The 14,405-nt window shown below is 42.9% G+C and carries 13 protein-coding genes and 1 riboswitch; of the genes, 7 read left to right on the forward strand and 6 right to left on the reverse strand.

The annotated features are described in order from the left end of the window. The first annotated feature begins 63 nt into the window (after nucleotides 1–63). Nucleotides 64–402, forward strand: coding sequence for a hypothetical protein (locus LC036_RS15240; RefSeq protein WP_226584660.1), 339 nt, complete (start codon nucleotides 64–66; stop codon nucleotides 400–402). 166 nt (nucleotides 403–568) lie between these two features. Beyond that, nucleotides 569–766, forward strand: a complete 198-nt coding sequence (locus tag LC036_RS15245) for a cold-shock protein (RefSeq protein WP_226584662.1) — start codon at nucleotides 569–571, stop codon at nucleotides 764–766. A 124-nt stretch (nucleotides 767–890) separates the two neighbouring features. On the opposite strand, the gene LC036_RS15250 is transcribed toward LC036_RS15245, so the two are convergent. The 3 genes from LC036_RS15250 to LC036_RS15260 form a co-directional block, all read right to left on the reverse strand. After that, entirely contained in the window at nucleotides 891–1,289 is a 399-nt protein-coding gene (locus LC036_RS15250) for a DoxX family protein (protein WP_226584664.1), read from the reverse strand. Nucleotides 1,290–2,034: 745 nt separating this feature from the next. Beyond that, nucleotides 2,035–3,996 carry a hypothetical protein gene (locus LC036_RS15255; RefSeq protein ID WP_226584666.1) on the reverse strand — a complete coding sequence of 654 codons (1,962 nt, stop codon included), beginning with the start codon at nucleotides 3,994–3,996 and terminating at the stop codon, nucleotides 2,035–2,037. A 29-nt stretch (nucleotides 3,997–4,025) separates the two neighbouring features. Further along, entirely contained in the window at nucleotides 4,026–5,285 is a 1,260-nt protein-coding gene (locus tag LC036_RS15260) for an ATP-grasp domain-containing protein (protein WP_226584668.1), read from the reverse strand. A gap of 284 nt (nucleotides 5,286–5,569) precedes the next feature. On the opposite strand from LC036_RS15260, the gene LC036_RS15265 reads away from it, so the two are divergent. Both LC036_RS15265 and LC036_RS15270 read left to right on the forward strand, forming a co-directional pair. Beyond that, complete coding sequence (locus LC036_RS15265; protein ID WP_226584670.1) at nucleotides 5,570–6,013, forward strand: YkvA family protein; 444 nt, start codon at nucleotides 5,570–5,572, stop codon at nucleotides 6,011–6,013. A gap of 136 nt (nucleotides 6,014–6,149) precedes the next feature. Then, the gene (locus LC036_RS15270) at nucleotides 6,150–8,342 is read left to right on the forward strand and encodes a Z1 domain-containing protein (protein WP_226584672.1); all 2,193 of its coding nucleotides are present in this window, start codon (nucleotides 6,150–6,152) and stop codon (nucleotides 8,340–8,342) included. Between the two features lie 59 nt (nucleotides 8,343–8,401). Here LC036_RS15270 and LC036_RS15275 read toward each other — a convergent pair whose 3' ends face one another. Beyond that, nucleotides 8,402–8,659, reverse strand: coding sequence for a hypothetical protein (locus tag LC036_RS15275; RefSeq protein ID WP_226584673.1), 258 nt, complete (start codon nucleotides 8,657–8,659; stop codon nucleotides 8,402–8,404). A 384-nt stretch (nucleotides 8,660–9,043) separates the two neighbouring features. Here LC036_RS15275 and LC036_RS15280 point away from each other — a divergent pair, with 384 nt between their 5' ends. The 3 genes from LC036_RS15280 to LC036_RS15290 all read left to right on the forward strand — a co-directional run bounded on the left by LC036_RS15280 (nucleotide 9,044) and on the right by LC036_RS15290 (nucleotide 12,260). Continuing rightward, nucleotides 9,044–9,508, forward strand: a complete 465-nt coding sequence (locus tag LC036_RS15280) for an NUDIX hydrolase (RefSeq protein ID WP_226584675.1) — start codon at nucleotides 9,044–9,046, stop codon at nucleotides 9,506–9,508. Nucleotides 9,509–9,668: 160 nt separating this feature from the next. Continuing rightward, a complete protein-coding gene (locus tag LC036_RS15285) occupies nucleotides 9,669–10,460 on the forward strand; it encodes a SurA N-terminal domain-containing protein (RefSeq protein ID WP_226584677.1) in 792 nt (263 codons plus the stop codon). A 326-nt stretch (nucleotides 10,461–10,786) separates the two neighbouring features. Further along, a riboswitch (purine riboswitch) is annotated at nucleotides 10,787–10,886 on the forward strand. An 81-nt stretch (nucleotides 10,887–10,967) separates the two neighbouring features. Continuing rightward, the gene (locus tag LC036_RS15290; RefSeq protein WP_226584679.1) at nucleotides 10,968–12,260 is read left to right on the forward strand and encodes an NCS2 family permease; all 1,293 of its coding nucleotides are present in this window, start codon (nucleotides 10,968–10,970) and stop codon (nucleotides 12,258–12,260) included. A gap of 41 nt (nucleotides 12,261–12,301) precedes the next feature. On the opposite strand, the gene LC036_RS15295 is transcribed toward LC036_RS15290, so the two are convergent. Together LC036_RS15295 and LC036_RS15300 are read right to left on the reverse strand one after the other, a co-directional pair. After that, nucleotides 12,302–13,399: an NADH:flavin oxidoreductase gene (locus tag LC036_RS15295; RefSeq protein WP_226584681.1), complete on the reverse strand. Its 1,098-nt coding sequence runs from the start codon at nucleotides 13,397–13,399 to the stop codon at nucleotides 12,302–12,304. A 400-nt stretch (nucleotides 13,400–13,799) separates the two neighbouring features. Further along, a complete protein-coding gene (locus tag LC036_RS15300) occupies nucleotides 13,800–14,381 on the reverse strand; it encodes a hypothetical protein (RefSeq protein WP_226584683.1) in 582 nt (193 codons plus the stop codon). Nucleotides 14,382–14,405 lie beyond the last annotated feature (24 nt).

Here is a 14,405-nt window from a genome sequence, read left to right on the forward strand (position 1 = left end):
AATTCCATACATATAGGTAATAAGAAAAACAGGTGAGTAATGGGATGGAAGCAGGGATGGTGGATGAAGAAAAAAGAACACCTGGATAAAGCTGTCCGTTATTTTAAAAGAAGACCTCTGGAAAATGTCCTGCGCGCGTCATGGATTAAATACCAGCAATTAGAACATACGGGTGGAACGATTATGACTGAGAAACTCTCTTATAAGGAGTTATTGGCATTAGCTGAATTTATGGGAATGTCTGAACATGCGCTGGATTTAAAGCGGAAGTTTTCTTTAGCAAGAATGGAAAGACAAATCATAGCTTACTGGCCGGGTGTGACAATGAAAGATTTGCTAGAAGCTTATTTTAATCAACCTATTCTTCCTTTAAATGAATCAGATTCTAACAACCTTTCATGATGAGGGGGTTGACGGTTTAAGGTTTAGGGGATATAATAAAAGTTAATTATTCTTGTTCGGTTAGGAATGAAAGAAAAAGTAACGAGAGTCGCTTTCCTCTTGAATGAATAGGCAGAGCAATTATAGTAATACAATGTGGAATAACTTCCACGCAGGAGGTAACAATATGTTACAAGGTACAGTTAAATGGTTCAACGCAGAAAAAGGTTTCGGTTTTATTGAAGTAGAAGGACAAGACGATGTATTCGTACACTTCTCTGCTATTCAAGGCGAAGGTTTCAAGACTCTAGAAGAAAACCAAGAAGTTTCTTTCGAAATCGTTGAAGGCGACCGTGGCCCACAAGCGGCTAACGTTCAAAAATAAGTAAGACAAAAAAGACTTCCGAGTTTACTCGGAAGTCTTTTTTTTTATTGTATTTTTAACTATTCTTTTCGTTGAGTGGTAAACATTAAATCTATGCCAGACTCTTATTCTTTATAAATGAGATTTACTTAATTCGTGAAGGCTTTTTGGAATGAATAAGCTGGGAAAGTGAAAGCTTTCGGCTGTCCGTCACCGCTAATATTAAAGATAATCCTAGTAGAGACAGAGGAAGCTCAAATCCTCCTATTAATCCAGAGGGGAGCTTAGCCAGGATAATCGCACCTATCATTGTAAGTCCAAGAATTACCGCCGAAGGGACTACCAATATTCCTAAGATCAAGAAACCTCCTCCTATTGCTTCCGTTACTGCAGCTACATAAGCAAGCGATGCGGGTTGTCCAATTTTATTAAACGTTTGAATAGCTGCTTCCATGTTTCCCAGTTTTTGTACTCCATGAGCCAACATAATGATTCCTAAGATCAGTCTGCCACCTAAAAGACCCCATTCTATTCGTTTCTGCATACGCACACCTCATTTTCTAATTTCTTAGCTAACGTAAATAAAGCAATATTGGATCATGACTTAATGAAAGAGTTAGGAATGTGTGAAGAGAGCAGGTTATATACAAGGTTATGCCATGCTGGGGTAGGAAATTCTCAAGATACCACTAAGAGGATACCCGGCAGCATCATAAAAAAGGTCAGCCCTTCATGATTTCGAAGGGCTGACCTTTTTCTTTTTAGTTTGTCGCGTCTACCCGGACGCTTCCGCATTGGATAGGATCCAGTTCCAACGCCAAGCCCCTCGAGGTCTTAAGCAAGCCCTTTGCTGCGGCAGAGAGCGCCACTTCAAAGGTTTGCTTAAGCTTGTCGGGGCCAACCGAGGCGTTTCCACTTTTCTATCGTCCAGTTGCAGCGTCCAGACACTCGAGGTCATAAGTCAATCAACTGCGTGAATAAGAACACTTCACTCCGCTGCTTGTCTTATGCTTGTCGCGTCTACCCGGACGCTTCCACATTGGATAGGATCCAGTTCCAACGCCAAGCCCCTCGAGGTCATAAGCAAGCCCTTTGCTGCGGCAGAGAGCGCCACTTCAAAGGTTTGCTTAAGCTTGTCGGGGCCAACCGAGGCGTTTCCACTTTTCTATCGTCCAGTTGCAGCGTCCAGACACTCGAGGTCATAAGTCAATCAACTGCGTGAATAAGAACACTTCACTCCGCTGCTTGTCTTATGCTTGTCGCGTCTACCCGGACGCTTCCGCATTTGATTACACCCATGTATAGTCTTTTCCCCAGCTGTCTTTGGCTAGTTCCCGGATGCCTTGGACGATGGATGTTTCTACTGCATAGGCGTCGCCTTGTTCGTAAGGGTTGTAGTGGAATGCGTAAAGGCGTGAGGTGAATTGGTGAAAAGGAAGGGAACTTTCTCCTTCGATTTCTCCATTTCCCGCTACGCTTGGTTCAATATTCTGGCCCCAGTTTTGAGAGCCGTCATTGTTTGGATTATAGAAATAAATACGTTCTTCCCCTTGTGGGTCCTTTTTAATCCGCGTAATGGATACGGCGTGAAGTCCGAGCAGTTTGCCGTGTACGTTTGTAATAAAGATGCCTACAGGGTTTGGATAGATTAATTCATAGTCATCATTGTATTCAGGGTGATGTGTTGCATAAAAAAGTTTAACAAAACCAGAGTAGTCCAGGACATATCCGGTAATTGGATCGAAAACGGAACTGAACCCTTTTTGTACCCAATTTCCGTAGAACGCTGGATTAACCCAGCGGTGTCCGTCTTCTCCGCGCAGGGCTACACGTGTCATCATTTCGCTGTATATCTTGTCGAGATGCGGGACCAGAACGAGTGAAACAGGGTCCAACTCTTTATCCAGCTCCGGTGCAAGCCCGCCTTTCAGCCCTTTTGAGTGGATAGGCGTGCCCTCAAATGTAAAGTCGAGGTCGCCATCACGTGCTGCTCTAGGTATGATTTCAAGCAGGAATCCCGGTGCATGCTGGGCCCACAAGCTTATACCCCGCGCCGCCTGACATGTTGGGTTAAACCCTTGACCGACACCGAGCGGCTGTCCGAGTACTTGTATAGTACCCGCTACAAGAATGCTATTGGCTGTTACGCCTTCTCCGGTATTTGTCGTAGCGTACAGCGCGTTTCGTACATCTGGCCGTATATCAAGTTCCACCAGGCGGCGTAACCCTGGTGCGACAGGAGAGTGAGACAAGATTCCTCGTTCAAGCATCATCGCAAGACCATAAATGGCCTGGCGGGTTCCTGGAAAAATGGAAGCGCGGATCAGTTGAATGACTAGTTCGCGATTCTCTTCCAGGTTTGCGCTGCCTTTACTGTTCAAGCTTAAGGCATAAACAAGTAACCCCGGGTTTTGTTTGCTTAAGAAACGAATAAGGGTTGCATGGTGTGGGGCGACCAGTCCTGTGTCCCTCATGGACTTAGCAAGCGCGACACTCTCAGAGATAAGATCAGAACGAGTAATGGTTTTTAACTGTGCACGGTATGCGTGAATTTCCTTGTACTTAGCACTTAATGGCGAAGGACCTTCAATGGCAGCGATGAACTGCTTTAATTCTTCTCTGTCTTCTTCATCCGATTCCTGGTTTAACATTTGTTTCGCCATGTTTATCATGGATACGATTCGTTTAATCATGATCGGACGCTGAGCAGTCAGGCGTGTGATTTCGTCAATTAATGTTTGGACCAGGGCGCTTGAGGATAAGTGACTGGACAAAAACTGAAAGAGTTTCTCGGCTTTGTCATCATTTTCATGCTTTTCAATTCGTGAACTCTCACTGGCATCTGGAAAAAGCAGATTTAGGTTTAATACCATCACTTCATTTAGAAATTCTTCTGCGACCTTAGGTGAAACATTTTGGTTGGTCGATTTTCCTTCAGCTATAGCAAGCATGCGCAGTTCACTTAATACCTCGATAATCATCGGCAGCCCTTTTGCTTTTAGAGAACCTGCTACCAAAGGAGGTTGTAGTTTTTCCGCAGATTCCCATGGACCATCCTGAAATACGCCGGTTTCTTCAAAACGATGGGCATAGTCGTATAGATTCTCAAGACCCTGCTCTGCTTCAATAAGGCGGTTGGCTTCCTGATAAACGTCAGTCTGATATTTCGGTTTGGCAAAAGATGGAGCTTTTGCAAGTTCATCTAAAGCGTAAACAAAGCGTTCGACAAGAGCACCTGTCGTTTGAGGCATGAGACCTCTCCTTTCTCTATCTCCTGGGCTTACACATAAAAGTTATATTGCTCATACGCTTTCAATAAATCGGTCATTTCTTCACTGTTGGGTCCGTAAAAGAAGATCGTTCCATAGTGGTTACCAAAGCCGACGCGTTCTGCCACTTTCCCTTGAGGCGGTGTGAACATATCATGCTTTTCAAAGTATGGATGATCCTCCAGTTCTTCTGGAATTTTCAAATCTTCAACGTAATCAACATTCGGATGCACCATTAAGCATCCAGCGTAGTTTTGATAGTCATAAGGATCAGGGAAGAATTCAAGAAGTTCCTCTTCCGTTGTATTTGGGTCACTGCAAAGGATTTGAGCTTCATAGGCACTAAAACCGTAAGCACGCTCAATCAGTTCAAAAATGTGCCCTCCAGGTACGCGGGCAGCAACTTCCCCAAAATGGAGTGTTCCATCCTGAGTAATGAAATACTCTGGGTGAATGACACCATATTCAATTTCAAAGGCATCGACAAGTTTTTGTACGGCTTGTTGGATTAATGGGCGTTTCTCTTCAAGAGATGGAGAAGCCGGAACGAAATTGGAGTGGCCGAGACGAACATATTCTGTAATATTTAGGAACCGTACTTTTCCTTTATGAACAAATGCTTCACAGGAAAACTCCTGCCCATCCAGGTGGCTTTCCATTAAAAGTGGGAAGTCTGTGTCTTGGATGCGGTCTATATCGTCCTTATTATAGATCGCCAGGTGGCCCACAGATCCCGCTTTATCGAGCGGTTTAACGTGAATAGGATCCAGGTGATCACCTTCCAGTTTTAAAAGGGCTTCATTTACACGCTTTAAGAAGCGTTCAACGTCATCTTTATCCCGTGCTTCTTCAAACACGCCCACTTTAATGCCGGAGATTTGAGCTTTTCGTTTCATCATTCCTTTGTCCCGTAATAATAGGGAACGGTTAAAGACTTTAGGGTCTTCACGGAATCGCGCATTCAACGCGCCTGCCCATTCCACACATTCTTCATATAAAGGGACAGCTAGTTCGGCTCCCATTTCCTTCAATTGTTTATACAATTGATCGGAACCTTCGTTCAGCTTGTTAAAATCCCATCCCACGAAGGGAATATCGTGTCTTTCCGCATATGTTTGAAAATCTGCAGGGCCTACGACGATAAAAGGAAGATTTCTTCTGGCAGCGGCCTCAATTGCCTGCACGCTCCATCCAATTAATGCCGTATAATACGGTTTTGTCTTTTCAGCTTCCTCAACAGTCGCATTCAATTCTAGTTGATCCAATTCCATTACGATCCCTCTCCTTTGTCCTTGAAGTGATAAGTATATGAAACTATGACACTGTTATCTTTAAAGTATCAGAATAACCTAGAAACTGTAAGCATTATTATGTGGTTCGACAAAACTAGTGTTTATTCAACAAAAGAGAAGGCTGGATATCCTGTCAATATTCGTTGATGATCTGCATTATATGATAAATTTCCTGGGAAATATGAATAGAACCTTTTACACATCTTCTTTTCCCGTTTAACTCTTTCAATTTTTGTTAAAAGTAAGGAAAGGAGATGATACTTATGTCTAAATGGAAGACGTATCAGAATCAACTGAAGAAATTAAACCCCAGGAAAGCAGTTGAACAAAGCCGTCAGTATTTTTCTGAGAAAGATACGATGGAGAAACTTCGCACATACAGTGGACGGATCGGAGAGAAATTCGTTTACTACAGTCTGCTTCTCTACTATGCGCTGCAAAGCCCGGAAACACCGAGAAAAGCCAAGCTCACCATAGCGGGGGCGCTTGGTTATCTCATACTTCCAGCAGATGCTCTCCCGGATTTCCTTCCGGTTGTAGGGTTTACAGACGATAGTGCTGTCATTTTGTATGCAGTCTATCAGGTGATTTCTCATATAGATGAGAAAGTGAAGGAGGAAGCGAAGGTCCGGATGGTCAAATTGTTTGGTGATAAAGTGAATATAGAGAATTTAGAAGATCCAACCAAAAGTGGGAAAGCCGATTAAGAAGGCCTTCCTGCTTTTTTCATAGTCTAAACTCGTGTATAATAGGCGTGTTTTGTAAAAGGTTCAACCCAATGGTGATGTTGTTTGGGGAACTCTCTTCCCTTCAACGGCAGAGCCTTGTAAAAGGAGAATCGACATGCCTGTTACGATTAAAGACCTCAAAACAAACGGGGCTTTTTTTCAGCATCTAAATAAGAAAAATGAATATAAACAAAAAACCCGTGAAACGATATTGCGCACGACCGCACAGCTAATTGAAACGGAGACGACAGAACAGCGTCCCGGCATGCTGCTTGGAAAAATACAGTCCGGGAAAACGCGTACATTTATCGGTGTCATGGGACTGGCTTATGATAATGGATTTGATATGGTCATTGTTTTGACAAAAGGAACCAACGCGTTGGTTAAGCAGACCCACGCCCGCCTTCAAGAAGAGTTTTCCGGAGCGATTGAGCATGATGCTATGCGTGTATATGACATCATGTCCCTGCCTGATAATCTACGAAAATATGAATTGTCCCAAAAGTTGGCCCTGATTGTGAAAAAAGAAACTCACAATCTTGAAAGATTAAGGGAAGCTTTGGAAGAGAAGTATCCACAGCTGGCTGGTAAGCGTGTGTTATTCATTGATGATGAAGCTGATTTTGCGAGCGTAGCGTATGAATATAAGCGGGATCAGAATATTACGCAGATGCGCGTCATTGCTTCAAAAATTGATGCCCTAAGGGAGCACCTTGAACAACCCGCTTTTCTTCAAGTAACTGCTACTCCTTATTCTCTGTATTTACAGCCTGAAGATATGACGATTCACCAAGGGAAAGTGTTCCAGCCGATCCGACCGGCTTTCACGGAGCTGGTGCCGGTGCACGATCGCTATATTGGAGGGGAAGTTTACTTTGAAAAGGGTGAAAAAGACGGGCATCTGGCATCGTATCTCTTTCATGAAGTCGATGAAAAAGAACTGGAAGTTATGAAAAAAATGGATGGGCGTCGTGTGAAAATGGACCGCCTGCTCAGCCAAAAGAACATAACGAATATCCGCCAGTCCATTGTTAACTTTATCGTGGGGGCTAGTATCCGCCGTTATCAGCAGCGTATGAGAGGTAGACGTGAGCGGAAGTACTCGTTTATTGTGCATACAGAACGTGGGAAGAGTGCACACGCCTGGCAGGCTGAGCTTATTCAAGGTTTTGAAGAACTGCTGATTCAGGCATCTCGCGAGGAGACGGAAGAATTTCAGCAGCTGATTCGTAGTTCCTATGATGACCTTATCCGTTCGGTGAGCACTCTCAAGAAAAACCCCGCTCCGAGTTTTGAGGCAGTGTATAAAGAAGTACGGTACTCCCTTGATGAAGAGTATATTGTCAGCAGTGTCGTGAATTCAGAGAAAGATGTCAATGAACTGCTTGACCACAAGGGGGAGCTCCAATTAAGGGCGCCGATGAATATTTTTATTGGCGGGCAGATTTTAGATCGTGGCGTAACCATTCACAACTTGATCGGCTTTTTTTATGGGAGAAATCCGAAATCATTCCAGCAGGATACCGTTCTGCAGCACTCTAGAATGTACGGGGCACGACCAGTAGCTGACCTCGCTGTTACGCGGTTTTATACGACGCAGAGGATTTTTTCTATCATGAAACGGATTCATGAATTTGATGCAGAACTGCGCAGAGCATTTGAGCGTGGAGGCCATCAGCAGGGGGTTGTCTTTGTCCAACGCGATTTGAAAGATGACATTATGCCGTGTAACCCCAGTAAAATTCTGTTGTCCAGTTTGACGATGATTAAGCCTCATAAGCGAATGCTGCCAGTCGGTTTCCAAACAGGATATAAAACCCATATACAAAAAACGGTCCGCGAGTTAGATCGTAGGATTACTTCCCTTTATAAACAGAAAAACCAATCTCAGAAGAATGCCATATTGGTACCTGTTGGAGAAGCTAAAAAACTCCTTCGGCTTGTTCATGAAACACTTGTAATGGAAGGTGGGCACGAGTTTCAATTAGATGAGTATGAAGGAGTGCTCGACTACTTGAGCTCAGAATCTGAAGGTGGAGGATATGTCTGGCTTTTAACACGGACCAACCGAAATATACAACGTTTGAAACAAGATGGGAAATACGAAAATTCACCTGATACTCCAGGGAAAGGGGCTGGGGAACTCGCTTTGGCACGTAAGACGGCTCAAGAGTATCCGGCACTCATAATGTTAAGACAGGAAGGAAAGAAGGAGCACGGATGGCGCGGCTCACCGTTTTGGTGGCCCGTACTTGTTGCTCAGGCTGAAACGGCACCGACCGTTTACGCTAACAAAACGGTGAATTAAATAGTCAATGAACCAAGAAATAAAAAAGGACCCTGCTCAGGGTCCTTTTGTCGTACATGTTATTTTTCAATTGGTTCATCAAATAGATCCGTGAATTTTGCGACGTTTTCGTAACTAAATTCAAACGCCATTCTCACTTCTCCGAACCCGGGCTGATAAAAGTACCCTTGGACCTCATAACTGTTAGGGTTTTCCCTGACTTTTGTGAGGTGAAAGTAACGTTGGATAAATTGTGCCATTTCTTCCAGTTTCCTATTCCGCACCTTTATCCATTGTTCTTTGAGTTCATTTGTGGGGAAGTCAGATTCCTTTAACATGTGCTCACTCCTCTACGGAAATCAAAAGCTTTGAAACTGTTTATAGACATTATACTATAAGAGCCGGCGATTAATTTCAACTATTCTAAAAATTACCGCCATTCTTTCATCTATATCTATGTATCCTTGTTATATAAGGAGTAAACCGCTTATTTAGCAGAGGGGAAATAGACGGAAATAGTAAAGGGGAAGGAATGTAAGGGAACCCGGCTTTGTAAAAGACCAAATTACTTCCTCTTTCCGTCTAATGAAAGAAGAGCATGAATACAAAGAATAAACACTTAAAATTTATTGTGAAGAGAGATTTTATTTGAAATAATGAGTGGAAAGGATTGGTTTTTAAGATTGTTTCACAGGGGTTGAGTTGGAAGGAGACGGTGGTCTATGAATGATTACATAGCTGCAATGAGAAGCATGGTTGGTCATGAAACCTTATTAACGGTTGGATGCGGGGCCATTATTGAGGATGAAGATCGTCTGTTACTGCAAAAGAGGACAGATTATGGTTCATGGGGAATACCAGGTGGACTGCTTGAACTTGGAGAGACGTTTGATATGACGGTGAGAAGAGAGGTCGAAGAAGAAACAGGACTGCACGTGAAGGAACTTGAGTTATTCGGCATTTATTCGGGTGAAAAAGGATATGCTACTTATGAAAATGGAGATCGAGTTTTCAGTATCCAAATCATATTCCGTGTTAAGGAATACCAAGGAGAATTGAAAACGAATCACGAAAGTCTTGCCCAAGGATTTTTTTGTAGGAATGATCTTCCAGAATACATCAATCCTCACCAAGCCCCGTTTATCAACGACTGGGCGGCAGGTTTATCTCTCCCAATCATTCGATGATGCGTGTGCTTCTTTTTTTACAGATTTTCCACATTTTCACCTATGTAAAGGGGGAGTAATAAGAAGGGACTGTTATGGCAGGGGTTCATGATATTAAAAGAATATGACAAATGAGTTTATGAGTGCCTTCCATGTTTACATAATAGAAGGAAGTGTTACAATGGCTTACACAACCGATGACAAAGGAGAAATGACATTGAATAAAAAATGGTTATTAAGTATAGTCCTGGCCGTCTTCGTTTCTTTGCTGGCAGCATGTAGTGAAGATGAAGGGGCAGCAGATAAAAAAGAAGAAAATCAAGAAGAAACAAGCGAAAAACAAAGTGAACAGGCGGAAATGCCTGAACCAGATTTAGAGAACGTTCCAGAAGTTGTAGCTGAAGTCAACGGGGAAGAAATTAAGAAAGAAGATTTTGAAATGTCCTATCAAAGTCAATTCCAACAAGCAGCTATGCAGTCTCAAATGACAGGAAGCAAGCTTGATCAAGAACAGTTGAAAAAACAAGTGGCCGATAGTCTTGTCGGACAAGAATTGCTGATTCAAGAAGCGTCCACTCGTGATTATAAAATTTCTGATGAAGAAGTGAACAAGACTCTGGAAGATCTTGCAAAGCAGAATCAGGTAGAGTCGAAAGAGAAATTTCTTAAAGAGCTTGAAAAGCAGGGGATGAAAGAAGAAGAAGTGATGACACAGCTTCGTTCCCAACTAAAAATCGATAAATTGATTGCTGAAGAAGTGAAGGTTGAAGAACCAACAGAAAAAGAACTTAAAGCAGAGTATGATAAGATTAAAGAACAACAGGCATCTGCGGATACAGAGCAGGAAATTCCTGCATTTGAAGATGTTAAGGACACCATGAAGCAGCGGATGCAGCAGCAACAGAAGATGGAAGGAACGCAGAAGCTTGTTAAAAACCTGCGTGAAGACGCTGAAGTTACTGTGAATTTGTAAACTGTCATAAATGTTGAAAACCAGACCCTGAGCGGGTCTGGTTTTTTTCTGGACTTATCGTGATGAAGATTCCAACCGTATAAAGAGATCAATTATTCAGCAGAATAAGTAATAGAACAACTAGACTCCACTGCTTGAAAAGGAAAGAGAATGACGGAGAAACTTGGTTTCATTCAGGCGTACAGAATCCTCTCTAATTAATGTATAACGCAGTTCTTTGGATAAGAGAAGTTGAGGGAATAAGTAAAATTCAGAAAAAATCGAATTCCCGAACATTAACGATATCGATTGACCCAATTCGACTGCGTTGTTATGATTCTCCTTATAAATATATGAATGAAGCACCTTGTATAAGTTCAGGAATTGGCTTGAACGTTTCTACCAGCTACCGGAAATAGCTTGTCTACAAGGAGAGAGCAGATCCTCTTATTTCTGATATTCTCTTTCCCTGTAGATAAGCACCGGTGGTTGACCGGTGCTTTTTGTTTAGATGCGGGAGGGAACAACATGAGGAACTTTTTCCAGTTCAACGAACGAGAAACGAATTTTAGGAAGGAAACATTGGCAGGTGTGACCACGTTTCTTTCTATGGCTTATATTTTAATTGTAAATCCTATTATTTTAAGTGAAGCAGGCATCGACAAAGGGGCGCTCTTTACAGCTACTGCGCTTTCTGCTATTGTCGGCTCCTTGCTAATTGGGCTTCTTGCCAACTTTCCTGTTGGAATTGCTCCAAGTATGGGGCTGAACTCCTTCTTTACTTTTTCCGTTGTTATCGGTATGGGAATTGACTGGGAAGTGGCATTAACAGGTGTCTTTATTGCTGGTATTATCTTTATGATTCTCAGTCTTCTTAAGATACGCGAGAAGATTATTAACGTCATTCCGAAAGACTTAAAACATGCGATAGCCGGTGGAATTGGCTTTTTTATCGCGTTTATCGGTCTTAAAAATGCGGGTTTTGTTGTAGGGAATGAAGAGACGTTTGTATCGATCGGGGACTTGACTACTCCAACAACAGCCCTTGCTGCATTTGGTTTTATCATCACATTGATGATGCTTATTCGCGGCATCCGCGGCGGTATCTTTTACGGAATTGTGGTGACAAGTATTGTCGGTATGACTGTTGGCCTCGTCCAGATACCTGACGCAGTGGTTGGGGAAGTACCAAGCCTTGAGCCGACATTCGGAGTTGTGTTTCAGCATCTTGGTGATATCTTCACTCCAGAAGTGTTAGCTGTTATTTTCACTTTCTTATTTGTCGCTTTCTTTGATACAGCTGGGGCTTTAATAGCTGTTGCGAGTCAAGCGGGCATTATGAAGGATAATAAAATTCCAAATGCGGGCCGTGCTCTTTTAGCGGATTCTACGTCTGGAGTGGTGGGAGCAATCTTCGGAACTTCTACAACGGCTTCTTTCGTAGAGTCATCTGCAGGTGTAGCTGTCGGTGGACGGACAGGTTTTACAAGTGTCGTCATTTCCGTCTGTTTCTTTATTGCTCTTTTCTTCTCACCGGTACTCGGTGTCATCACACCAGAAGTTACAGCTCCTGCGCTGATTATTGTCGGGGCACTGATGGCAACAGAAGTGAGAGAAATCGATTGGAGCCGTCTTGAAGTTACGATTCCAGCCTTTGTGACGATTGTTATGATGCCGCTCACGTTTAGTGTAGCGACTGGGATTGCGCTAGGGTTCATCCTATATCCTTTTGCTATGATTGCAAAAAAACAGTGGAACCAGGTTCATCCGATTATGTATACCCTTTGCGGTCTATTTGTTTTATATTTTGTCTATCTATAGAAAAAATCCCGGAGCTTTATAGCTCCGGGATTTTTTATTTTTTAGCTCCGTACAGGATAATTAATTTCATCATCTTTAACCTCTGCTTGAGGCAGCAGGATTCTCTCAAAGTCAAAAGCTTCGAGCTCCACACCATCCCGCACTTTATTCGGCAGATCAGGGTTGGCTAATGCGCCTGTTCCAATTGAAACGAGATGCGCCTGCTTAGAGTCGAGAAGACTTTCTGCTTGATCAGGATTCTGAAGCTGTCCATTGGCGATCACGGTAATTCCACCGTATTCTTTGGCTGCTCCTGCAAGCGTTTTTGTTTCTTTACCGAAGGAAGGAGCAGTGGCGTCTCCATCTGTTACATGAATATAGTCAAGGCCTGTTTTCCCGAGCGCTCCAAATATTTCTTTTGCTTCCTCTTCGCCGCCTGCCCACTTGTGTGACTGATCGGCAACCTTTCCTTGAGAGATGCGGATACCGATGATGAAGTCTTCTCCAACTTCAGCCAGGACCTCGTCAACGACCTCAAGAACATAGCGAAGGCGGTTTTCGACAGAGCCGCCATAAGAGTCTTCCCGTTTATTCAAGTAGTCCGTTAAGAATTGATCAAGTAGGTATCCGTTCGCTCCATGAATTTCAACTCCATCAAAACCGGCTTCCTTCGCACGGCGGGCACTATCCACAATCCCCATTTTCGCTTCTTCTAAATCCTGGTCATCCATCGCTCTTGGCGTTTGGAATGGTCCGGATCCTCCGTAAAAACCTAATTGTTCACCTTTAGGGGCAATAGCAGAAGGTGCAATGGTCTCATCCGTATAGGCATTGCCCTGGCTTTGACCGCCGGCATGCATTAACTGGGCAATCATGATGGAACCATGCTGATGAACAGCCTCAATGACCGGCTTCCACGCATCGGCTTGAATATCTGTTGCAAGGCCAGGCTGGTTGTTGTACCCCTGACTGAAGCTGGTATCAGTATAAATGCCTTCGCTGATAATGGCACTAAAGCCACCCTTGGCAAAACGTTCATAATACTGCTTCATTCGATCATTGGCACGACCGTCTGCTTCTGCGCTGATGCGTGTCATTGGGGCGACGACGTAACGGTTGTCCAATAGTTTACTGTCTAGTTTATAAGAATCAAAAAGCATATTCGTTCCACCTTTCTAGTTGTATCACACGTCTAAGGCTAGCTTGTTTTTATCTCAGTTTCAAAATAAATGCTCACCTATGCAACAATTAGGCTAACCAACCTACGTATTTTCATGAAACTTCCATCTTCCTTCTTTTTGAGGTAGAAGAGGTAGAGAAAGCAGACCTTGTTATTATAAGACTTCTTGGAATTGAAAAGTGTAAAATCTTCCTGTATAAAAAATTTTTAATGAGTATTAATCCCGATCTTCTATCCCAAAAACAGAGCTTCCAGTAGAGAAATGGGAGAACAGAAGGTATCTTGACAAGCTGTTTTAACTATAAGAATGCGTACAGGATTGAATAGTATGAAATAGAAAAACCTGTGTAATTTAAAGGTTACACAGGTTTCTTGCACATTCATTTGGCTAAGTTTATCTGAATTTTGTTAAGAGCTTTTAAACCCTCTGGTATTTCGTCTCCGAATAAGGCTCCTTCCAATTTAAAAGGACCGTCCAATTTTGTGCGCTCTAAACGAATCATGAAGTTTGCAAAGCTGAGCGACCGATCGGCGGGCAGCTCACTAACATCAATGGGTTCCAGCCAGTATTCACCTTCTTTATGGGCCAGCAGCTGCGACTCTTCATCAAGGTAGTACCATGTCTGCATAGGCACTGGGCTGAAACCAGGGTCAACTAAGTCTTCCTGACTGATTTTTCCTGAAAATGAAATGTCTTGATTCTGATTGAATTTTAAGCAGATATAAGGACGGTGGAGTGTTCTATCTCCCTTGTTCTTGATGATAAAACTTCCGAGGATGTATAAAGTGGGATCGTCTGTTTTCTTAGGTAATCTTAAAGAATAATTGAAGTAGGAAAAAACGTGAAAAGATCCTTCCTTCAGCATGGATTCTTTTGTTTGATCCAAAAGTAATCGTGCTTCCAGTAAATCTTTCTCAAGCTGTTTTAGCTTTTTCTCAATGCCTTCTATGCTTAAGTTCATATAATTCTCCTCCCATATTTACAT

This window comes from Halobacillus litoralis (assembly GCF_020524025.1).
Taxonomy (GTDB): Bacteria; Bacillota; Bacilli; order Bacillales; family Halobacillaceae; genus Halobacillus; species Halobacillus litoralis_D.